Origin of the sequence: Streptomyces vulcanius, from assembly GCF_042653945.1 — a bacterium.
Lineage (GTDB): Bacteria > Actinomycetota > Actinomycetes > Streptomycetales > Streptomycetaceae > Streptomyces > Streptomyces mangrovi.
The window spans coordinates 110,328-130,914 of the sequence record NZ_JBHSFK010000006.1 but is presented as its reverse complement, the minus strand read 5'-3'; the positions used below and the strand labels follow the sequence as shown (position 1 = coordinate 130,914).

General features: G+C 70.5%; 18 protein-coding genes. 6 read left to right on the top strand and 12 right to left on the bottom strand.

The window, feature by feature from the left end:
• Nucleotides 1–20 precede the first annotated feature (20 nt).
• The 4 genes from ACFPIH_RS11475 to ACFPIH_RS11460 all read left to right on the top strand — a co-directional run bounded on the left by ACFPIH_RS11475 (nucleotide 21) and on the right by ACFPIH_RS11460 (nucleotide 4,733).
• Complete coding sequence (locus ACFPIH_RS11475; protein WP_381173995.1) at nucleotides 21–1,265, top strand: citrate synthase; 1,245 nt, start codon at nucleotides 21–23, stop codon at nucleotides 1,263–1,265.
• Between the two features lie 97 nt (nucleotides 1,266–1,362).
• Nucleotides 1,363–2,304 (top strand): sucrase ferredoxin, encoded by a 942-nt coding sequence (locus ACFPIH_RS11470; RefSeq protein WP_381173993.1) that lies wholly within the window; start codon nucleotides 1,363–1,365, stop codon nucleotides 2,302–2,304.
• 81 nt (nucleotides 2,305–2,385) lie between these two features.
• A complete protein-coding gene (locus tag ACFPIH_RS11465; protein ID WP_381173991.1) occupies nucleotides 2,386–4,056 on the top strand; it encodes an ATP-binding protein in 1,671 nt (556 codons plus the stop codon).
• On the top strand, nucleotides 4,053–4,733 hold the full coding sequence (locus ACFPIH_RS11460; protein WP_381173989.1) for a response regulator: 681 nt from the start codon (nucleotides 4,053–4,055) through the stop codon (nucleotides 4,731–4,733). The genes ACFPIH_RS11465 and ACFPIH_RS11460 overlap by 4 nt, the downstream gene beginning before the upstream one ends.
• A 9-nt stretch (nucleotides 4,734–4,742) precedes the next feature.
• On the opposite strand, the gene ACFPIH_RS11455 is transcribed toward ACFPIH_RS11460, so the two are convergent.
• Genes ACFPIH_RS11455 through ACFPIH_RS11445 form a run of 3 tightly spaced genes read right to left on the bottom strand, consistent with a single transcriptional unit; the run spans nucleotide 4,743 to nucleotide 7,515 of the window.
• On the bottom strand, nucleotides 4,743–5,798 hold the full coding sequence (locus ACFPIH_RS11455) for an ABC transporter substrate-binding protein (protein WP_381173987.1): 1,056 nt from the start codon (nucleotides 5,796–5,798) through the stop codon (nucleotides 4,743–4,745).
• A gap of 48 nt (nucleotides 5,799–5,846) precedes the next feature.
• Nucleotides 5,847–6,710, bottom strand: a complete 864-nt coding sequence (locus tag ACFPIH_RS11450) for an ABC transporter permease (protein WP_381173985.1) — start codon at nucleotides 6,708–6,710, stop codon at nucleotides 5,847–5,849.
• Entirely contained in the window at nucleotides 6,700–7,515 is an 816-nt protein-coding gene (locus tag ACFPIH_RS11445) for an ABC transporter ATP-binding protein (protein WP_381173983.1), read from the bottom strand. The genes ACFPIH_RS11450 and ACFPIH_RS11445 overlap by 11 nt, the downstream gene beginning before the upstream one ends.
• A 161-nt stretch (nucleotides 7,516–7,676) precedes the next feature.
• Between ACFPIH_RS11445 and ACFPIH_RS11440 the strand changes: the two genes are divergently transcribed.
• The gene (locus ACFPIH_RS11440; RefSeq protein WP_381173981.1) at nucleotides 7,677–8,369 is read left to right on the top strand and encodes a response regulator; all 693 of its coding nucleotides are present in this window, start codon (nucleotides 7,677–7,679) and stop codon (nucleotides 8,367–8,369) included.
• Nucleotides 8,370–8,624: 255 nt separating this feature from the next.
• On the opposite strand, the gene ACFPIH_RS11435 is transcribed toward ACFPIH_RS11440, so the two are convergent.
• The 6 genes from ACFPIH_RS11435 to ACFPIH_RS11410 all read right to left on the bottom strand — a co-directional run bounded on the left by ACFPIH_RS11435 (nucleotide 8,625) and on the right by ACFPIH_RS11410 (nucleotide 15,739).
• Complete coding sequence (locus ACFPIH_RS11435; RefSeq protein WP_381173979.1) at nucleotides 8,625–10,217, bottom strand: solute symporter family protein; 1,593 nt, start codon at nucleotides 10,215–10,217, stop codon at nucleotides 8,625–8,627.
• A complete protein-coding gene (locus ACFPIH_RS11430) occupies nucleotides 10,214–10,774 on the bottom strand; it encodes a DUF485 domain-containing protein (protein ID WP_381173977.1) in 561 nt (186 codons plus the stop codon). The genes ACFPIH_RS11435 and ACFPIH_RS11430 overlap by 4 nt, the downstream gene beginning before the upstream one ends.
• Nucleotides 10,775–10,854: 80 nt before the next feature.
• Nucleotides 10,855–11,535, bottom strand: a complete 681-nt coding sequence (locus ACFPIH_RS11425) for a response regulator transcription factor (RefSeq protein WP_381173975.1) — start codon at nucleotides 11,533–11,535, stop codon at nucleotides 10,855–10,857.
• Nucleotides 11,532–12,677 carry a sensor histidine kinase gene (locus tag ACFPIH_RS11420; protein WP_381173973.1) on the bottom strand — a complete coding sequence of 382 codons (1,146 nt, stop codon included), beginning with the start codon at nucleotides 12,675–12,677 and terminating at the stop codon, nucleotides 11,532–11,534. The genes ACFPIH_RS11425 and ACFPIH_RS11420 overlap by 4 nt, the downstream gene beginning before the upstream one ends.
• Entirely contained in the window at nucleotides 12,674–13,198 is a 525-nt protein-coding gene (locus ACFPIH_RS11415; protein WP_381173971.1) for a DUF1453 domain-containing protein, read from the bottom strand. The genes ACFPIH_RS11420 and ACFPIH_RS11415 overlap by 4 nt, the downstream gene beginning before the upstream one ends.
• A gap of 417 nt (nucleotides 13,199–13,615) precedes the next feature.
• Nucleotides 13,616–15,739: a DNA gyrase/topoisomerase IV subunit B gene (locus tag ACFPIH_RS11410; RefSeq protein WP_381173969.1), complete on the bottom strand. Its 2,124-nt coding sequence runs from the start codon at nucleotides 15,737–15,739 to the stop codon at nucleotides 13,616–13,618.
• Between the two features lie 444 nt (nucleotides 15,740–16,183).
• Between ACFPIH_RS11410 and ACFPIH_RS11405 the strand changes: the two genes are divergently transcribed.
• Nucleotides 16,184–16,414, top strand: a complete 231-nt coding sequence (locus ACFPIH_RS11405; protein WP_381173967.1) for a DUF7455 domain-containing protein — start codon at nucleotides 16,184–16,186, stop codon at nucleotides 16,412–16,414.
• Nucleotides 16,415–16,566: 152 nt separating this feature from the next.
• Here ACFPIH_RS11405 and ACFPIH_RS11400 read toward each other — a convergent pair whose 3' ends face one another.
• From ACFPIH_RS11400 to ACFPIH_RS11390, 3 genes are all read right to left on the bottom strand, one after another.
• Nucleotides 16,567–17,502 carry a S1 family serine peptidase gene (locus tag ACFPIH_RS11400; protein ID WP_381173965.1) on the bottom strand — a complete coding sequence of 312 codons (936 nt, stop codon included), beginning with the start codon at nucleotides 17,500–17,502 and terminating at the stop codon, nucleotides 16,567–16,569.
• Nucleotides 17,503–17,643: 141 nt separating this feature from the next.
• Nucleotides 17,644–19,191 carry an RNA polymerase sigma factor gene (locus ACFPIH_RS11395; protein ID WP_381173963.1) on the bottom strand — a complete coding sequence of 516 codons (1,548 nt, stop codon included), beginning with the start codon at nucleotides 19,189–19,191 and terminating at the stop codon, nucleotides 17,644–17,646.
• 426 nt (nucleotides 19,192–19,617) lie between these two features.
• A complete protein-coding gene (locus tag ACFPIH_RS11390) occupies nucleotides 19,618–20,505 on the bottom strand; it encodes a FadR/GntR family transcriptional regulator (protein ID WP_381173961.1) in 888 nt (295 codons plus the stop codon).
• Between the last annotated feature and the right edge of the window lie 82 nt (nucleotides 20,506–20,587).

Genomic DNA, 20,587 nt, shown 5'->3' with positions numbered 1-20,587 from the left:
CGGAGCGCTACGGTGATCCCATGCGCGATCAAGAAATCGGCCCGGACCGACGGCTCACCACCCAGGAGGCCGCCGAACTGCTCGGCGTGAAGCCCGAGACCGTGTACGCGTACGTCAGTCGCGGGCGGCTGAGCAGCCGCCGGGCGCACGGCGGCCGAGGGAGCACCTTCGCGGCCGAGGAGGTCGAGGTGCTCGCGCGGCGCAACCGGCGGCAGGGCGGCGGGAGTCCGGGGACCGGCGCCGACCCGGCCGTACGCACCCGGCTCACGCTCATCGACGAGAACCGGTACTACTACCGCGGCGTCGACGCGACCGAACTGGCGGCCCGGCACTCCTACGAGGAGGTCGCCGAGTGGCTGTGGACCGGGCGGATGCGCCCGGGGGCGACGTTCACCGCACCCGAGGCCTCCGTGGCGGCCGCCCGCCGCGCGGTCGACGCGCTGCCCGAACACAGCGGCCCCACCGACCGGTTGCGGGTGGCCGCCGTCGCCGCCGCGGTCGCCGACCCGCTGCGGTTCGACCTGTCCGAGGACGTCGTGCTGGGCACCGCGCGCAGCCTCATCCCCACACTGGTCGCCGCCCTGCCGCCCAAGCGGTCCGCCGGCGCGGACGAGGGGTCCCTGGCCCGGCGCCTGTGGGCGCGGCTCAGCGGGCGGCCCGCCGAGGAGGCGCCGCTGCGGGTCCTGGACACGGCGCTCGGGCTGCTCGTCGACCACGACCTGGCCACCTCGACGCTCGCGGTGCGGGTCGCCGCGTCGGCCCGCGCGCACCCCTACGCGGCGGTCTCCGCCGGGCTGGGCGCCGTCGAGGGTCCTCTGCACGGCGCGGCCGGCGGGCTCGCCCACCGGCTGCTGCTCGACGTGCTCGACCGGGGCGACGCGGGCCCCGTGATCGCCGAGGAGCTGCGGGCCGGGCGCCGGATCCCGGGACTCGGCCACCGGCTCTACACCGGCGAGGATCCACGCGCGCGTGCCCTCTTCGCCCTCCTGGAAAACCTCCCCGAGGCCGGCTCCGCCCTGGCCGCGGCCCGTGACGTCGTGGCCACCAGCGCCCGGCACGCCCCGCTGCACGCCAACGTGGACCTGGCGCTCGCCGTCCTCACCGTGTCCAGTGGCATGGAGCCGGAGGCGGGCGAGACGGTCTTCGCCGTCGCCCGGACGGCGGGCTGGATCGCCCACGCCCTGGAGGAGTACGGGGAACGGCCCCTGCGGATGCGGCCGAGCGGGCAGTACGTGGGGGCGAAGCCGCCGCAACCGCTGCCGTAGCAGGGCGCCGCCGCACAGCCCTTGGCGGGCGACCTCACAGCCGTCCACAGGCGTGCGGGGAAGTCACCCGGCGGCAAGTCAGGTTAGGCTCACCTCTGTGAGTACGTGCACGGCCGTCTCGCGGGACCTCGACGAGCCCATGTCCGGTACCGCGGCCACGGCAACGACCTGGCTCCTGCTGGAACAGCCCGGCCCCTGGGGTGCGAACGCGCTGGTCTCGAGCCACCTCGACCCCGCCCTGGGCCGCGCCCTGGAGGCCGCGGCGCGGGACACGGGCGTACGGGTGGTGCTCATCCGGCGCCCGGGGCGTCACGCGGACTTCGGCACGCCCCCGCTGCGCCGGGTGTACGCCGCCCACACCGCGCCCGGGCGGGTGTGGCTGCGCAGCGCCGAGACCCACGACCCGCACCGGCTGCTGGACGTCGACTTCGCCGCACTCGGCCGGGGCGACCACCGCAGCTTCGACACGGCGCTGCGGGGCGGGCCCCACACCGGCGACCCGCTCGCGCTCGTCTGCACCAACGGCAAGCGCGACCGCTGCTGCGCGCTGCTCGGCCGCCCGCTCGCCGCCGAACTGGCCGCCTCGGGGGTGGAGGGCGTCTGGGAGGTCACTCATCTGGGCGGCCACCGCTTCTCCCCCACCGTCCTCGTCCTGCCGTACGGGTACGCGTACGGCCGTGCCGAGGCGCACACCGTCAAGGAGGTCCTGCACGGCGTCCAGGAGGGACGGATCGTCGTGGAGGGCTGCCGGGGACGGTCGGTGTGGGAGCGGCCCGGACAGGCGGCGGAGCTGGCCGTGCGCCGGGCGGTCGGCGAGTTCGCGGCGGAGGCGCTGGACGTCGTCCGCACGACGGGCCGGGCACCGCGCTGGGAGGTGACCGTCGCCCACACCGACGGCCGGCTCTGGCGCGTCGAGGTGGCCTACGGCGCGTCCCTGCCGCCCCGCCCGGAGAGCTGCGGCGCGTCGGTCCTCGGCTCGCCCGCGCGGATGGACGTGCTCGCGGTACGCGAACTCACGCACGCGGGCGTGACGGGCTGAGCTGCCCCTGAGCGGGCCGGGACGAGATCCACGCCACACACCCCTACGGCTGCACCGGGCCGCCCACGTACCGTCTGGGGTATGAGCCCCTCTCCCCCCGCCCGCCGACTGCGTCTCGGCATGCCGCGGCGCGTGTTCTCGCAGGTGCTGCTGATGCAGCTGGCGATCGCCGCGGGGGTCGTGGTGCTCGCCACCGGTCTGTTCCTCGCCCCGCTGAGCGCTCAGCTGGACGACCAGGCGATGCGCCGCGCACTGGCCATCGCGCAGACCACCGCGGCGGTGCCGCAGATCGCCGAGGACCTGCAGCACACACCGCCGACGGTCGGCGGGCCGGTCCAGCGGGAGGCGGAGCGCATCCGCAAGGCCAGCGGCGCGGAGTACGTCGTCGTCATGGACCTGCACGGCACGCGCTGGTCGCACGCCGACCCCAAGCAGGTCGGCGGCCATGTCTCGACGGACCCCCGCAAGGCCCTGGAGGGCCAGGAGGTCATGGAGATCGACAGCGGCACGCTGGGCCGCTCCGCGCGCGGCAAGGTGCCCCTGCGCGACAGCGACGGCCGGATCATCGGGGCGGTTTCCGTCGGCATCGAGTACAACAGCGTGCGCGCCCGGCTGCTCCACGCGATCCCGGGGCTGCTCGCGTACGCGGGCGGCGCGCTCGCCGTGGGCGCCCTGGCGGCCTGGGTGATCTCCCGACGGGTCCAGCGGCAGACGCGTGACCTGGCCTTCTCCGATATCTCGGCGCTGCTCGCGGAGCGCGAGGCGATGCTGCACGGCATCCGGGAGGGCGTCGTCGCCCTGGACCGAACCGGCAGGGTCCGGCTCCTCAACGACGAGGCACAGCGGCTCCTGGGCATCGGCGACGAGGCCGTGGGCGGTTCACCCGACGAGGCGCTGGGAGGGGGACGTACGGCCGATGTCCTGGCCGGCCGGGTGCCCGGCACCGACCTGATCGCCGTACGCGGACAGCGCGTCCTGGTTGTCAACCGCATGCCGACCGACGACGGAGGCGCCGTGGCCACCCTGCGCGACCGCACCGAGTTGGAGCAGCTGGGGCGCGAACTCGACTCGACGCGCGGTCTGATCGACGCGCTGCGCGCCCAGGACCACGAGCACGCCAACCGCATGCACACGCTGCTCGGGCTGCTGGAGCTGGAGATGTACGACGACGCGGTGGACTTCGTCGGAGAGGTGGTCGGCGACCACCGGGTCACCTCGGAGCAGGTGACCGAGAAGATCGAGGATCCGCTGCTCGCCGCCCTGCTGGTCGGCAAGGCGACCGTCGCCGCCGAACGCGGCGTCGCCCTGTGGGTGTCGGACGGCACCCGGCTCCCGGACCGGCTGGTCGACCCGCGCGGGCTCGTCACGGTCGTCGGCAACCTGGTGGACAACGCCCTGGACGCCGTCGCGGGCACACCGCACGCGCGCGTGGAGGTCGAACTGCGCGCGGAGGGCCGTACGGCCGTCCTGCGCGTACGGGACACCGGCCCCGGGATTCCCGCGGAGCACCGCGAGTCGGTCTTCACGGAGGGCTGGTCCACCAAGAAGCCGCCCGCACACGGACAGCGCGGGATCGGGCTCTCGCTGGTCCGCAGACTCGCCGAACGGCAGGGCGGCACCGCGACGGTCGGCGAGGCGGCCGGTGGCGGCGCGGAGTTCACCGTGGTGCTGCCGGAGGCATTGTCCGAGCCCGCCATGGAACCCGTGCTCGCCGCACAGACACGACACGCCGTCGAGGAGGAGTCGCGATGATCGAGGTCCTGGTCGTGGACGACGACACCAGGGTCGCCCAGGTCAACGCGGCCTACGTCGAGAAGGTGCCGGGCTTCCATGTCGCCGGCGAGGCGCACAGCGCGGCCGACGCGCTGCGTCAGCTGGAGTCGCTGCCGCGGCTGGACCTGGTCCTGCTGGACCACTATCTGCCCGACGAGACGGGCCTGGAGGTCGTCCAGGAGATGCGCCGACGCGGCCACCAGACCGACGTGATCATGGTGACGGCGGCGCGGGACGTCTCGACGGTGCAGGCCGCGATGCGGCAGGGCGCCCTGCAGTACCTGGTGAAGCCTTTCGCCTTCGCGGGCCTGCGCGCCAAGCTGGAGGCGTACGCCGAGCTGCGGCGCACCCTCGACGGCGGCGGCGAGGCCGAACAGGCCGACGTGGACCGCATCTTCGGCGCGCTGTCGGCGCCGTCGGAGCCCGGGCTGCCCAAAGGGCACTCCCCCACCACCGCCGAACTGGTCCGCCAGTCCCTGATGAACGCCGAAGGGCCGCTGTCGGCGCAGGAGATCGCCGACCGGACCGGGGTGAGCCGCCAGACCGCCCAGCGCTATCTGAAGCTCCTGGAGCGCACGGGACGGGCCCGGCTGACCCTGAAGTACGGCGACGCGGGCCGCCCGGAACACCGTTACGTGTGGGCGACCCGCGGTTAGGCGGCGGGTTCAGCCGGTCGCCTTGTCGACGAACTCCGTCGTGTAGGTCCTGCTCAGATCCACGTCGGCGTTCTGGATGGTGGGGTTGAACGCCTTGAGGACCTTCTCGACGGTCTCGGGGCCGTTCTTGGGCATCACGCCGTCCGTGGTGAACATGGGCAGCGTGTTCTTGATGGCCACCGCGTACAGCAGCTTGTTGCCCTGCGAGTAGTCGGCCGGCATCTTGTCGGCGATCTGGCTCGCGCTGTGGGTCGACATCCACTTGAGCGTCTTGACGAACGCGTTGGCGAGCTTCTGGACGGTGTCCTTGTGACTGTTGACCCAGTCCGTCTGCATGTACAGACTTGACGACGGGTACGGCCCGCCGAGCGCCTCCTCCGAACCCTGCGGGGTGCGCATGTCGACGAGGATCGTCCCGGCCTTCTTGTCGAGGACCGTCGCGACGGTCGGGTCGGTCGTCATGCCTCCGTCGATGGCGCCCTGCTGGAGTGCCGAGACGAACGTCGGCCCCGCGCCCACGGCGACCGGGGTGAACTCACTGACCTTCACACCGTTCTTGACGGCCAGGTACTTGGTGAGGAAGTCGGTCGAGGAGCCGAGGCCGGTCACCCCGAGCTTCTTGCCCTTGAAGTCCTTGGGCGAGGTGATGTCGCCCTCCGCCTTGGTGGAGACGATCTCCACCTCGCCGGGAGCGTGCGAGAACTGCACGACGGACTCGACCTCCTTGCCCTTCACCTGGAGGTCGAGGGTGTGGTCGTAGAAGCCCACGGCGCCCTGGACCTGCCCGGAGACGAGCGCGGTCTCGGCCTGCACACCGGCCGGCTCGCTGAGCATTTCGACGTCGAGGTCCTCGGCGTCGAAGTAGCCGAGCCGCTGGGTGAGCATCGCGGGCAGGTAGATGACCTTGTCCAGGCCACCGACCATGATCTTGACCTTCGTGCCCTTGCCGTCGCCGCCGGAGCCGGTGGACGCGGTGCTCGCCGCGTCGTTGGCACAGGCGGTGAGGGAGGAGAGGGCGAGCAGTCCGGCGGCGGCGAGGGCGGTGTGTCTGGCGGAGAAGCGCATGGCGGGGTCACGTCCTTGTGATGAGGGGGTGCGGCTCTGAGCAGGGGGTCAGCTGTCGGAACCCGACGGCTTCCAGCGGAAGATGCGGCGCTCGGCGAAGGTCAGCAGCCCCTCGGCGACGAGGGCGACGACGGCGAGGATGACCATCGCCGCGTACACGCCGGCCGCGTTGAAGGTGCCCTGGGACTGCGCGACGAGCAGGCCGATGCCCTTGGTCGCGCCGATGTACTCGCCGACGATGGCGCCGATGAGGGCGAAGCCGAAGCTGACGTGGAGGCTGGTGAAGATCCAGGACGTGGCCGAGGGGATGACGACCTGAAGGGTCACCCTGCGGTCGCTCGCGCCCAGGATGCGGGCGTTGGCGACGAGGTTGCGGTCCACCTCGCGGGCGCCCTGGAAGGCGTTGAAGAAGACCGGGAAGAACACCAGGACGACGGCCGAGGCGACCTTGGAGGCGGGACCGAGCCCGAACCAGATCACGAAGATCGGTGCCAGGACGATACGGGGTATTGAGTTGAGCACCTTGATGTATGGACCAAGTACATCCGCGAGGAAGGTGATCCGGCCGAGCGCGATACCGCACACGACACCGGCGACCACACCGATGACCCAGCCGACCAGCGCCTCGTAGAGCGTGTACCAGATCTGCTCGCCGAGGGAGCCGAGCGCGGTCCCGTGCGTCACCCAGGTCCAGATCTGGTCCCAGATCTTGGACGGCATCGAGAAGTTGAACGGGTCGATGGCCTCGGCCCGCGAGAGCAGCTCCCACAGACCGAGGACGGCCACCAGGAGCAGGACCCGGGAGACACCGACGACGATCTTGCGTCTGCGAGCGGCACGCGCGCGCGTGTGCGCGCGATCCGGCGCCTTGACCGTGTCGGCGACGGGAGTGGTGAGGACCTCAGGCGACATGCGCGGCACCTCTTTCACGGGTGATGCGGACCTCTTCGCCGAGGGACTCCCAGATCTCGCGGTAGATCTCGATGAACCGCGGCTCCAGACGTACCGACTCGACCTTGCGGGGCCGCGGCAGGTCGATCTCGAAGACCTGCTTGACGGTGGCGGGCCCGGCCGTCATGACGACGACCCTGTCGGCCAGCGCGATGGACTCCTCCAGGTCGTGGGTGACGAAGACGACCGAGGCGCCGGTGCCCTCCCACAGTTCGAGGAGTTCGTCCGACATCAGTGCCCGGGTCTGCACGTCGAGTGCCGAGAACGGCTCGTCCATGAGCAGGATCTCGGGGTCGTTGACGAAGGTCGCGGCGAGGGCGACGCGCTTGCGCTGACCGCCGGAGAGCTGGTGCGGATAGCGGTCCTCGAAGGCGGCGAGCCCGACCCGGGCCAGCCATTCGCGCGACTTCCGCTTCGCCTCCGCCTTGGGCACACCGCGGAAGCGGGGACCGGCCATGACGTTGGACAGGACCGTGCGCCAAGGGAACGTCGCGTCCTGCTGGAAGACGAAACCGACCTTGTCGCCGACGCCGCGCACCGGCTGCCCGGCCACCAGCACCTCGCCCCCGGTCGGCTCCTCCAGACCGCTGACCAGGGTCAGTGTGGTCGACTTGCCGCAGCCGGTCGGCCCGACGACGGCCACGAACTCGCCGTGCCCGACGGTCAGGTCGAGATCCCGGACAGCCGTGTGCAGGCCCCCCGAGGGGGTCTTGAAGACCTTCTTCGCGCCCCGCAGCTCAATGGCGGGACTGGTGTGTGCGCTCATGGCCGGGGACGGTAGATGTGACCCGGGACACGGCATCAGCCTTGTGAGCGCATGCGGTTCTTTTGCTTTCAAGAGGGTGTTGTGCTCGTTTTGCGCGCGCTACAACAGCGGAGCCGAAACACAGGCTTAACGCCCGCCCGGCCTTGACAGAAAGAGGCCCGATGATTGACGTCCTGGTCGTGGACGACGACTTCCGTGTCGCCGAGATAAACGCCAAGTACGTGGGAAAGGTTCCCGGGTTCCGGGTGGCCGCCCGCGCGCACAGCGCCGCCCAGGCGCTGGCCTCCGTGCAGCGCGGAACCATCGACCTGGTCCTGCTCGACCACTACCTTCCCGACGGCACCGGTCTCGAACTCGTCCACCGCATGCGGGAGCAGGGCCACGGCACCGACGTCATCATGATCACGGCGGCCGGCGACGTCAGCACCGTGCAGACCGCGATGCGCCTGGGCGCCCTGCACTACCTGGTGAAACCGTTCACCTTCGCCGCCCTGCGCACCCGCCTCGACTCCTACGCCGCCCTGCGCCGCACGGTCGACCGGGTGGGCGGCCGGGGCGTCGCCGGCCAGGAGCAGGTCGACCGGATCTTCAGCGCCCTGCGCACCACCCCGGCGCCGTCCTCCCCCGGCCTCCCGACCGGCCACTCGGAACCCACCACCGACCTGATCTGCGCCGTCCTCCACGGTGCCGACCACCCGCTCTCGGCCCACGAGGTGGCCGCAGAGACCGGCCTCAGCCGCTCCACCGCCCAGCGCTACCTCCGCCACCTGGAACAGTCCGGCCGCCTCCGCCTCTCCCTCAAGTACGGCGACACGGGCCGCCCGGAACACCGGTACGCCTGGGTGGCCCCGTAAGGCTCCGGTACGACGAGGTGGACGCCGGCCGCCGGGACCTGTCCGGCGGATCAGGCCGGAGGAAAGCAGCGGCACCTCATCAGCGCACCTGGGCGGGGCCTGGTGCGTCCAACTGCAAGGCGGAGGAAGGCGTCGACGCGATGGGGGTCCCCCCGCTCGAGCGAAGCCGAGAGTGGGGGGAGTCGGCAACCGACGACAACGCCGCAGGTGGGCGTGCCGGGCCCGGCGTCTCCTGCATGATCCGCCGGACGGGCCCTAGACCGCCCCCGCCCCCGTCAGCGACCGCACCTCGGTCTCCGCGTGCTTCGCCTCGTCCGCGATCTCCGCCGAGGTGACCGTGCCGAGCCAGCCCGCGAGGAAGCCCAGCGGGATCGACACCAGACCGGGGTTCTGCAGCGGGAAGTACTGGAAGTCCACGCCGGGGAAGAGCGACTCGGGACTGCCCGACACCACCGGCGACAGCACCACGAGCACCAGCGCCGGCACCAGCCCGCCGTACACCGCCCACACCGCGCCCCGCGTGGTGAAGCCCCGCCAGAACAGCGAGTACAGCAGCACCGGCAGGTTCGCGGACGCGGCGACCGCGAAGGCGAGCCCGACCAGGAAGGCGACGTTGAGGTCACGGGCCAGCAGCCCGAGGGCGATGGCGACCACGCCGATCCCCACGGCGGCGATCCGCGCCACCGCCACCTCGCTGCGGGGCTTCGCGTGCGTGCGCCGCAGGGAGGCGTAGAGGTCGTGCGCCACCGACGCCGAGGAAGCGAGCGTGATCCCTGCGACGACCGCAAGGATCGTGGCGAAGGCGATCGCCGCCACGATCGCGAACAGCACCGTCCCCCCGGTGGAGTCGGCCCCGCCGCCCAGGTCGAGCGCCAGCAGCGGAACCGCCGTGTTCCCTGCCGCACTCGAGGCGCGTACGGTCTCCGGCCCGACGATCGCAGCCGCCCCGAAGCCGAGCACGATCGTCATCAGATAGAACCCGCCGATGAGCCCGATCGACCAGACCACCGACCGCCGGGCGGCCCGCGCCGTCGGCACCGTATAGAAGCGCGACAGGATGTGCGGCAGCCCCGCCGTGCCCAGCACCAGGGCCAGCGCCAGGCTCATGAAGTCGAAGCGCGACGTCCAGTCCACGCCGTACTTCAGCCCCGGCGCCAGGAACGCCGCACCGTGCCCGCTGCGCTCGGCCGCTGTCAGCAACAGCCGGTCGAAGTCACCGTGGAAGCGCACCAGGACGAGCACGGTGAGCGCGACCGTGCCGCCCAGCAGTAGCACCGCCTTCACGATCTGAATCCACGTGGTGGCCCGCATCCCTCCCAACGACACATAGATCACCATCAGCGCGCCGACCCCGATGACGGCCCACGCCTGCGCCGCCTCCCCGGTGTTCCCCAGCAGCAGCGCGACCAGACTGCCCGCCCCCACCATCTGCGCCACCAGATACAGAACGGACACGGTCACCGAGGAGGTTCCCGCCGCGATCCGCACCGGCCGCTCGCTCATCCGCGCCGCGACCACGTCGGCGAGCGTGAACCGCCCGCAGTTGCGCACCAGTTCGGCGACCAGGAACAACACCACCAGCCAGGCCACGAGGAAGCCCACGGAGTACAGCAGCCCGTCGTAGCCGAAGAGCGCGATGAGGCCGGAGATGCCGAGGAAGGAGGCGGCCGACATGTAGTCGCCCGCAATGGCAAAACCATTCTCCATCGGGGAGAACAACCGCCCGCCGGCATAGAACTCCTCCGCCGAACCGTGCCGGTCGCGACTCACCCAGGTCGTGATCCCCAAGGTGACTGCCACGAAGGCGCTGAACAGCAGCAACGCCAGCGTCTGATGATTGCCGGTCACGATGCGCCGCCCCTTGCCCCACGGGTCAGTTCCTGGGTGTCCCAGCGCAGTTCGAGCGCCGCCCGGTCCCGGCGCAGCCGCGCGTGCCGGGCGTAGGCCCAGGTGAGCAGGAACGTGCTGAGGAACTGTCCGAGCCCCGCGAGTAACGCCACGTTCACCGCACCGGCCACCGGCCGGGCCATGAACCCGGGCGCGGTCGTCGCGGCCACGACGTACGCCACGTACCAGAGGAAGAACCCCGCGACCGCCGGCCCCACGAACCTCCGATACCGGCTGCGCACCTCCTGGAAGGCCGCGCTGCGCTGTACCTCGAGGTAGACTTGGGCCGCCGCCACATCGCCCTCCCGCTCCCGACGGGCCGCCGGAACCTCGGCCGCGGGCGGGTTCACCAGACCCGGCTCGCCCCAGCCGGACGCCAGCGCGTCGTACCACGGGTCCTCGTACCGCACCTCCCCGGACGTCTCACCGAAACTCGGTCCCGGGGCAGGGTGATGGTGCTCGAACGGTCTCTCGGGACCGTCTCCGCCGCCGCGGACACGATCGTTGCTTGACTGCATGCCCAAGGATGGACAGAACGGGAAGATCCCTGACTCTTCTTCCCTGAATGCTTCACCCCATCAGGTGACCAAGGGGCCGTTCACCCCGCCGGTGGCCGTACCAACCCCTTTCCGTACGCGTAACGCACCGCCTGAGCGCGGTCCTTGAGTCCCGTCTTGGCGAACAGGTTGTTGATGTGGGTCTTCACCGTCGCCGTGGACACATGCAGCCTCCGGGCGATCTCGACGTTGCTGAGGCCGTCGGCGATCAGCAGCAGTACCTCGGTCTCCCGGGTGGTCAGTCCGTCCGGTGGGGCGGCCGGCGCGGCTGCCTCCGGTTCAGGTACCGACAGACGCTCCAGCAGCCGCCGCTGGACGCTCGGCGAGAGCCCCGCGTCCCCGGACAGGACGCTGTGCACGGCGCGCACGATCTCGTCCCCGCCCGCGTCCTTGGTGAGATAACCCCGTGCCCCGGCTCGCAGCGCCGGGAACAGGGACTCGTCGTCCGCGTAGGTCGTGAGCACCACGACCTGCGTCCCGGGGTGCTCCGCCCGAATGCGCCGGGTCGCCTCCACCCCGTCACAGCGGGGCATACGCAGGTCCATCAGCACGACGTCCGGGGCGAGTTCGGCGACAAGCCGCACCGCCTCCTCGCCGTCCCCGGCGGCCCCTACGACCTCGACCCCCGGAAGCAGCCCGAGCAGCATCACGATGCCCTCCCGGACGATGGTCTGGTCGTCCGCGACCACCACCCTCGCCGGCTTCTCGGCCTCCTCCGTCATACCGGCACCTTCAACGTCACCACGAACCCCTCCTCGTCCGGACCGGCGTCCAGCGACCCGCCCAGCAGTTCGGCGCGCTCCCGCATACCCAGCAGACCGTATCCGCCGCCGGCCCCGGCAAGTTCGCCCGGCGAACCTCCCGAGTCCCGTACGTCCAGCCTCACTTCACCAGGGCCGTACTCCAGCGCCACGCGCACTTTCGCTCCCGGAGCGTGCTTGCGGACGTTCGTCAGGGCTTCCTGGGCCACCCTGCGCACCGCCTGCGACGCCTCCGCCGACAGCGCTCTGCGTTCACCCCCGACAGTGACCTCTGCACCGTCGGCCGCGTGGACGAGATCGCGCAGGAAGTCCTCCAGCGGCGTCATGTCACCGCGCAGCGCGGAGAGTGCCTGTCTGGTCTCCTCCAGGCCGTCGCGGGCCATTCCGCGTGCCGCCACCACCCGGTCGAGGATCTGGCCGCGGTCCGCCCCTCTCTCGATCAGCAGCCGGGCGGCCTCCAGGTGCACGAGCTGGGCCGACAGGCTGTGGGCCAGGACGTCGTGGATCTCCCGGGCGATCCGGGCGCGCTCCGCGAACGCGGCCGACTCCGCCTCGGCAGCCCGCGCCGCCCGCTCCTGGGCGAGCAGCCGCCGGGTCTGGCCCCGGGCTTCGGCGTCCAGCCGCAGTGAGTATCCGGCCAGCGCCATCACCGCGATGATGGCAGCGGTGACCAGCACCGCGTCGTCGTTCACCACCGCAAAGAAGCTGAACCCGGCCGCGGCCACCGGCAGCGCGGTGACCAGGGGCATCCGCTCCACCGACGCGACCGCGCATCCACAGCACACGATGAGCGCCGCGGTCCCGAAGCCGCCGGCCTCGGCCGCGACCGCGAGCCCGAACAGCAGGACCACAACCCCCAGGGATGGCCACAGCCGGTGGTCGAGCGTCGCCCGGAAGAGTCCCCAGCCCAGCGCGCCCGCCACCAGCACTCCGGCGACGCCCGCGACCACGACCCACCCACGGCTGTCCTGGAAGGTTCCCCACGCCACCGCGGCGGCCCCCAGCAGTCTGATGGTCCAGGCGAGCAGACGCTTGGGCCGCGTGCTCTCCCTGCGGCCCAGCGCCTCCCGAGAGGGCCAGCGGGTCCAGACGTTCTCCGTCACACGCGCTCCTTCCACGCGGACCGGGCCACGTGCTCACCGTACGCCGTGCCGTGCGCGGGAGTCGGGCGGAGCAACTGGCCGCGCCACACCAGGATCCCGGAGCGGACCAGCAGGGTGGCCGCAAGGGCCAGCATCAGGGCAGAGCTGTCCTGGTGGATCCCCAGCATCGCGCCGAGAGCGAAGACGCCCACGCGCAGGCCTATGCCGACGATCCAGACGGCCACGCTCGCCTTGGTGCTCTTGCTCCACACCGCGCCGTCCGGCTCCACCCACATCCGGGTGGTCCAGGCCCAGCCGGCGCCCATCGCCAGGCCGACGACCAGCTCCGCACCGAGCATCACGGCCGCAGTGGTGTGGTGGTGGGGGTCGAGCAGATCGGGCTCGCGAAGGGCTATCACGGCCAGAACCACCGGGAGGACCCACCACCGCCGGTCCGTGTCGACACGGCTCGCACGGAACTGCCGCACGATCACCAGCGCCACCACGGCCACGATCGCCAGTACGTTGACAAGCCCGGACATCACAGCCTCCGTGAGCGGGAAGGGAGCGGACAGCGAGCGCTGCCGACGCCTTCGAAGCTACGGAAAATCGCAGGTCGAGAGATCGGAGCCAGGGTGGATCACGGGTGGATTCCGAAGACACGGGCTCTCCACCCATGGGTGGAGAGCCCCGCGGAACAACGCTGATCACAGAGGCCCCGGAGGGCCCGAGCCGCGGTGGCTTCGGTTCGCCGGGGCCGCGGTCCGACAGGGGTCAGGATCCGACGGGGACGGGGACGGGAAGCGCGGGGGGACCGAATCCGATGGGGGCCGGATCTGATCGATCCGGCCCCCATCGGCCTCGGCCTCGGCCTCGTGGGCCGCACTCTCCCGACCTCTCACACCCTGCTCTGCGGGCCGAACGGCACCCGAGAGCACGGCGTGGGCCGAGCGCGGCGACTACGCGTCGATGCGGGACCGGTCCAGCGTCGCCGCCGAGCTGGAGATGAACTCCTTGCGCGGTGCGACGTCGTTGCCCATGAGCAGGTCGAAGACCTGCTCGGCCGAGTCCAGGTCGGAGAGGTTGATCCGGCGCAGGGTGCGGTGGCGCGGGTCCATCGTGGTCTCGGCCAGCTGGTCGGCGTCCATCTCGCCGAGACCCTTGTAGCGCTGGATGGAGTCCTTGTACCGGACGCCCTTGCTCTCGAACTCCATGAGCTTGTCGCGCAGCTCACGGTCCGAGTAGGTGTACACGTACTTGTCCTGGCCCTTCTTGGGCTGGACGAGCTCGATGCGGTGCAGCGGCGGCACCGCGGCGAACACCCGGCCGGCCTCGACCATGGGCCGCATGTAGCGGTGGAACAGCGTGAGCAGCAGGGTCCGGATGTGAGAACCGTCCACATCGGCGTCGGTCATCATGATGATCTTGCCGTAGCGGGCCGCGTCGATGTCGAAGGTCCGCCCGGAGCCGGCTCCTATGACCTGGATGATCGCGCCGCACTCGGCGTTCTTGAGCATGTCGGTCACGGACGACTTCTGGACGTTGAGGATCTTGCCACGGATCGGCAGCAGCGCCTGGAACTCGGAGTTCCGGGCGAGCTTGGCGGTGCCGAGCGCGGAGTCCCCCTCGACGATGAACAGCTCGCTGCGGTCGACGTCGTCACTGCGGCAGTCGGCGAGCTTGGCGGGCAGCGAGGAGGACTCCAGAGCCGTCTTCCTACGCTGTGCGTCCTTGTGCTGGCGCGCGGCGATGCGCGTGCGGGCGGCGGCCACCGCCTTCTCCATGACCACGCGGGCCTGAGCCGCGGCATCACGTTTGGTGGACGTCAGGAACGCCTTGAGCTCCTTGGCGATCACGGTGCTCACGATGCGCCGGGCCGCCGAGGTGCCGAGGACCTCCTTGGTCTGGCCCTCGAACTGCGGCTCCGCCAGGCGGACGGTGACGACAGCGGTCAGGCCCTCCAGAGCGTCGTCCTTGACGATGTCGTCCTCGGCGACTCGCAGCAGCTTCTTGGTGCGCAGCACCTCGTTCATGGTGCTGGCCACAGCCTGCTCGTAGCCCGCGACATGGGTACCGCCCTTGGGGGTGGCGATGATGTTCACGAACGACTTCAGTGTCGTGTCGTAGCCCGTGCCCCACCGCATCGCGACATCGACGACGAGCTCGCGGGTGACCTGGGTGGGGCTCATCTGGCCGTGCTCGTCCAGGACCGGGACCGTCTCCTTGAAGGTGCCCTCCCCCGTGAAGCGGAGGACGTCGCAGACGGCCTTGTCGGTGGCCAGGTACTCGCAGAACTCGCTGATGCCGCCGTCGAAGCGGAAGGACTCCTCGCCCTTGCTGCCGCCCTCGCCCAGGCCGTACTCGTCGCGTACGACGATGGTCAGGCCCGGCACCAGGAACGCGGTCTGGCGGGCGCGCTGGTGGAGGTTGTCCAGTGAGAGTTTGGCGTCCTTGAGGAAGATCTGGCGATCGGCCCAGTAGCGCACGCGCGTTCCGGTGCGGGCCCTGGCGATCTTCTTCGTCTTGCGCAGACCGCTCGCCGCCTCGAACTTGGCGTCGGCGCCGCCTACGGCGAAGGCACCCGGGACACCGCGTCGGAAGCTGATCGCGTGCGTGTGGCCGCTGCGGTCCACCTCCACGTCGAGGCGGGCGGAGAGGGCGTTGACGACGGAGGCGCCGACCCCGTGCAGACCGCCGGAGGCGGCGTAGGAGCCGCCGCCGAACTTGCCGCCGGCATGCAGCTTGGTCATGACGACCTCGATACCGGAGAGGCCGGTCTTGGGCTCGACGTCGACCGGGATGCCCCGGCCGTTGTCACGCACCTCCACGGAGGCGTCGTCGTGGAGGATCACCTCGATGTGGTCGCAGAAGCCCCCGAGGGCCTCGTCGACCGAGTTGTCGATGATCTCCCACAGGCAGTGCATCAGGCCACGGCTGTCGGTCGAGCCGATGTACATGCCCGGACGCTTCCGCACGGCCTCGAGCCCCTCGAGGACGAGCAGGTGCCGCGCGGTGTAGTTGGAACCGTCCCGGTCTGCTCCTGCCAGCAGAGCTGTGGACGGCACGGACGTTTCGGCGGTCACGCGGTTCGCTCCTCGCTGAATTTCAGGTGGGGCCCTTCTGGGTAAGGGCGCGGCTGGTTCACCGCCAAGAGGGTACCGATGCCTGGTAGAGCCGTTGTCACGCCACCCTCGTCTGAAGGTCAGAGTAGTCCAGGCTCGTATGCGTGTTCGATCCCTCGATGGAGTGAAGTACATATCACGTTCCCTTCGAGGCATGAACCATTTAGGCTCCGGGCACGTCCTCATGAACAAACCGGCAACCCAGCCGGAGGGACCGAGACCATGACCGACAGAGCGAAACCGTAAGCACACCACGCAAGCAATACGGCACATTCGCCGCCAAACCGGCAGCAGACGGCCGCCTCGAAAAGATTCTTTCGAGGAGAAGCCACGAGCGGGAACGTTTTGGGGCTGGTTGGATGTTGACCCTGGTACGACAGCTCGTCGAGCTAGAGAAGAGGCGACGTGACTACTGTTCTGACCCCCGCGAGCCCGCTGACGGCCGCTGACCGCTGCGACCGCTGCGGCGCCCAGGCGTACGTGCGCGTCGTCCTGCTCAGCGGTGGAGAACTGCTCTTCTGCGCCCACCACGGCCGCAAGTTCGAGCCGGAACTCAAGAAGATCGCCGCTGAGATACAGGACGAGACGGAGCGGCTGACGACCGTTCCCACCATCGCCTCAGAAGAAGAGCGCTGATCCCGCGCGTTCGCGACGAGCCACGGCCGGCACAGGCCGGCTAGCGGGCGGCGACCCCTGGACGCAGGGGTCGCCGCCCGCTCTCGTGCGCCCGCACGGCCCCGAGCACCCCGTCGGCGACCGGGCGGGCCCCGGCACCCCGCCGGGTGCCGTCAGGGCGCCGCATGGCCCCTTTGCGGTGTGCCGACTCCCTGAGACCCAGCAGTCTGGGTTTCCTGAGGCTCGGCGGTGCCCTGAGGAGTCGTGGTCCCCTCGGGGGCGGCAGAGGCCTGGCTCAGCGTCCGCATCACATCGGAGACGCGCGTGTAGACCCCCGGACTCCCCGGCCGCCCACAGCCGCTGCCCCACGACACGAGTCCGATCAGGCGGCCTTCGGCGACAAGCGGCCCGCCGCTGTCTCCCTGGCAGGCGTCACGGCCACCTCGCGTCTCACCGGCGCACAGCATGCTGTCGGCGAGGTACCTGCCGTCGGACGAGCCGGGATACGCCCGCACGCAGAGTGCGTCGGCCAGCACATGGACACGTGCGGCTCGCAGGCCGTGCGCGTAGCCGCCGAACCCCGTGGTGTCGCCCCAGCCGTAGACAACGGCCCGCGTCCCGGGCTCGTACGCCGTGTCGCCCGCGGCGGCCATTCCGATGACCGAAGTCGCCGGCAGCGGCTCGGCAAGGGTGAGCACGGCGAAGTCACCGGCGTTGCTGGCACTGTCGTAGGCCGGATTCACCCAGGTCTCGCGCACGGCGATCTCCTGGCCTGCGGCCGAGTACAGATCCGTACGGCCTGCGATGACCTTCAGGTCGCGCGCCCTGTTCGGGGGTGTTCCGAGGACGTCGACGGCCATGCAGTGGGCTGCCGTGAGCACGGTGGTCGGCCCCACCACCACCCCGCCGCAGAACTGTCCCGCCCGCATACCTCCGAACCGGTCACGGCTGGACACCGCGACGGTCCACGGGCCCTGGGAGACGTCGACGGGGAATCCCCCCACGACGACGTCGGAGGCCGCGGGAGAGGCTGACACCAACGGTATGGCCATGGCCGTGGCCGCAAGGACCAGCGGCCGGGTCAGCGCACGGGTGAAGAAACGACGCATGCGCACTCCTCACTCTGAAGTGATCGATGAACACCCAGAGTGATCCAGTGCGCGCCGCCCCGCACCCGCGCGGGAACGCCGAAGGCCCGGCTCCCCTACGGGGTCCGGGCCGGTTCGGTCGCCCAGTCGAGCTCGGTCGCCCTAGTCGAGGTAGTCGCGCAGAACCTGCGAACGCGACGGGTGACGCAGCTTCGACATGGTCTTGGACTCGATCTGACGGATGCGCTCGCGCGTCACGCCGTACACCTTGCCGATCTCGTCGAGGGTCTTCGGCTGACCGTCGGTGAGACCGAAGCGCATCGAGACGACGCCCGCCTCGCGCTCGGACAGGGTGTCGAGGACGGAGTGCAGCTGCTCCTGCAGGAGCGTGAAGCTGACCGCGTCGGCCGGGACGACGGCCTCGGAGTCCTCGATGAGGTCACCGAACTCGCTGTCGCCGTCCTCACCCAGGGGGGTGTGCAGCGAGATCGGCTCGCGGCCGTACTTCTGGACCTCGATGACCTTCTCCGGGGTCATGTCGAGTTCCTTGGCCAGCTCCTCCGGGGTGGGCTCGCGGCCCAGGTCCTGGAGCATCTGGCGCTGCACGCGCGCAAGCTTGTTGATGACCTCAACCATGTGCACCGGGATACGGATGGTGCGGGCCTGGTCGGCCATCGCGCGGGTGATCGCCTGACGGATCCACCAGGTGGCGTACGTGGAGAACTTGTAGCCCTTGGTGTAGTCGAACTTCTCGACCGCGCGGATCAGACCGAGGTTGCCCTCCTGGATGAGGTCCAGGAAGAGCATGCCGCGACCGGTGTAGCGCTTGGCCAGGGAGACCACCAGGCGGAGGTTGGCCTCCAGGAGGTGGTTCTTGGCCCGGCGGCCGTCCTCGGCGATGATCTCCAGCTCACGCTTGAGCTTCGGCGCGAGCTTGTCGGCGTTGGCGAGCTTGTCCTCGGCGAACAGGCCCGCCTCGATGCGTTTGGCGAGTTCGACCTCCTGCTCGGCGTTGAGCAGGGGGACCTTGCCGATCTGCTTGAGGTAGTCCTTGACCGGGTCGGCGGTGGCGCCGGCGGCCGCGACCTGCTGCGCGGGCGCGTCGTCCTCGTCCTCGTCGGAGAGCACGAAACCGGCGCTCTCGGTGCCCTCAGGCTCGTCGCCGGTCTTGGGAGCGTCCTCGAGGGCCTCTTCCTCGACCAGCTCGGCGTCGTCCTTCTTGGCGGTGGTCTTCTTGGCCGCCGCCGTCTTCTTGGTGGCGACGGTCTTCTTCGCGACGGCCTTCTTGGCGGCCGGCGCGGTCTTCTTGGCAGCCGCCTTCTTTGCGGGGGCGGCTTCCTCTGCGGGGTCGTCCACAGCGGGGGCGGCCGGGGCAGCCGTGGTGGCGGTGGCCTTCCTGGTGGTCACGGTCTTCGCAGCCACCGTCTTGGTGGCGGTGCGCTTGGCCGGACTCTTCGCTGCGACGCTCTTTCGGGTGCGCTTGGGCTCCGCGGCACTGACCATCAGCGTCACACCCTCTTCCTCGAGGATCTGGTTGAGGCTGCGCAGTACGTTCTTCCACTGAGTGGCCGGAATCTGGTCAGCTTCGAAGGCCCGACGCACATCGTCGCCGGCGATCTGCCCCTCAGCCTTTCCCCGCTCAATGAGCGCCATGACAGAGACGGACTCGGCGATCTCCGGCGGGAGCGTACGGGATGTGCTGGCCGACACGAACAACCTCTCGGAACGTTGGAAAACGGCTTCCGGCCCCGTCCACAACGGACAGGAGCCGACCACCAGCCTCGGGGTGGGCCGGCGGCGCGGGCGGGGGCCGGGAAGAGTCACAGCGCCTTGAACGGCGTCCGTATTCCCTCCGCGACTGTCACCTCTTAGGTCATCGCGCTGTTTCCACAAGCGTTACGCCCAATCTTCGTGGCCCGAGTCACACCCCGTAAGTAATCAAAAACGGTCAGACACGGATAGAGGAGGTCGCTTGTGTCGCCGTCGGGGCACGGCGGCCCGTCCTACCCTGTCGCGCCGTCGGACCCCATGGGACCCCTGAGCGGGTTCCATGGGGTCCGACGGCGGCGGAGAGTCGGTCGAGGATGACACGGGCGGGGGAAGGCGCCCCCGGGCCGTGCCGCCCACAGTGTGCGGTCAGTGTTCGCGCGGCGCCGGCACGACGCGCTCCACCTCGGGGTGAACGGTGAGCAGCTGGCGCATGGCGGTTTCCGCGGCACCGCCGTCACCCGCGGCCAGGGCGTCGACGATCCTGCCGTGGTTCGCCTGCGAGGCCTCATTGGGCCGGTCACAGGCCGTGACCGGCCCACCGGACACCTGGAGGGCGGCCGAGACGATCCCCGAGAGATGCTCCAGCATGCGGTTGCCTGCCACCTGGATGAGCAGCCCGTGGAACTCCGTGTCGGCCCGGGAGTAGGTGAGCGCGTCACCCTGCCCCATGGCGTGTCCCATGATCTCGACCATGTCGCCCAACCGCTGCTGGACGTCGTCCCGTCCGTGTCCGGCGGCGAGGCGGGCGGCCAGCGGCTCGATCATCCAGCGCAGCTCGTTGAGCTCGCGTCGCTGGTCGTCGCGCTGAGGACCGAAGGCCCGCCACTCGATGATGTCCGGGTCGAGGAGATTCCAGTCACTGACGGGACGCACGCGCGTGCCGACGTTCGGCCGGGCGCTGACCAGCCCCTTGGCCTCCAGGACGCGGAGCGACTCGCGGACGACCGTACGGGAGACCTCGAAGCGCTGGCCGATCTCCTCCGGCACCAAGGGACGGTCGGCGCCCAGGTCACCCGAGACGATCATCTGGCCGAGTTGCTGGACGAGTTGGCCGTGCAGTCCGCGGCCACGGCTGCCCGTGGCGCGCCGGCCCACGCGCCCCAGCTCGGGGTCCGCGCTTTCCCAGACGGTGGCGCCGACGCGGTCGACGGCGGGAGCCTCGGCGTAGGGGTAGCGGTCGAGTTCGCCCGGGCCGGCCAGACCGGAGTCGGTGGAGCGGGCGGCGGTCATCATGGTGTGCGCAAGGGTACTCACGGATCCTTTGTCGGCGTCGCTTCCAACTCCCTTGAGGTCTTTGGTGAAAAGCACACGAAAGGGTGATCGCTCACACCGTCGC

Excerpts from the sequence above, each read along its gene's own strand:
- ACFPIH_RS11475 (WP_381173995.1), top strand. The coding sequence starts at position 21 with ATGCGCGATCAAGAAATCGGCCCGGACCGACGGCTCACCACCCAGGAG.
- ACFPIH_RS11465 (WP_381173991.1), top strand. The coding sequence starts at position 2,386 with ATGAGCCCCTCTCCCCCCGCCCGCCGACTGCGTCTCGGCATGCCGCGG.
- ACFPIH_RS11460 (WP_381173989.1), top strand. The coding sequence starts at position 4,053 with ATGATCGAGGTCCTGGTCGTGGACGACGACACCAGGGTCGCCCAGGTC.
- ACFPIH_RS11455 (WP_381173987.1), bottom strand. The coding sequence starts at position 5,798 with ATGCGCTTCTCCGCCAGACACACCGCCCTCGCCGCCGCCGGACTGCTC.
- ACFPIH_RS11450 (WP_381173985.1), bottom strand. The coding sequence starts at position 6,710 with ATGTCGCCTGAGGTCCTCACCACTCCCGTCGCCGACACGGTCAAGGCG.
- ACFPIH_RS11445 (WP_381173983.1), bottom strand. The coding sequence starts at position 7,515 with ATGAGCGCACACACCAGTCCCGCCATTGAGCTGCGGGGCGCGAAGAAG.
- ACFPIH_RS11440 (WP_381173981.1), top strand. The coding sequence starts at position 7,677 with ATGATTGACGTCCTGGTCGTGGACGACGACTTCCGTGTCGCCGAGATA.
- ACFPIH_RS11430 (WP_381173977.1), bottom strand. The coding sequence starts at position 10,774 with ATGCAGTCAAGCAACGATCGTGTCCGCGGCGGCGGAGACGGTCCCGAG.
- ACFPIH_RS11425 (WP_381173975.1), bottom strand. The coding sequence starts at position 11,535 with ATGACGGAGGAGGCCGAGAAGCCGGCGAGGGTGGTGGTCGCGGACGAC.
- ACFPIH_RS11415 (WP_381173971.1), bottom strand. The coding sequence starts at position 13,198 with ATGTCCGGGCTTGTCAACGTACTGGCGATCGTGGCCGTGGTGGCGCTG.
- ACFPIH_RS11400 (WP_381173965.1), bottom strand. The coding sequence starts at position 17,502 with ATGCGTCGTTTCTTCACCCGTGCGCTGACCCGGCCGCTGGTCCTTGCG.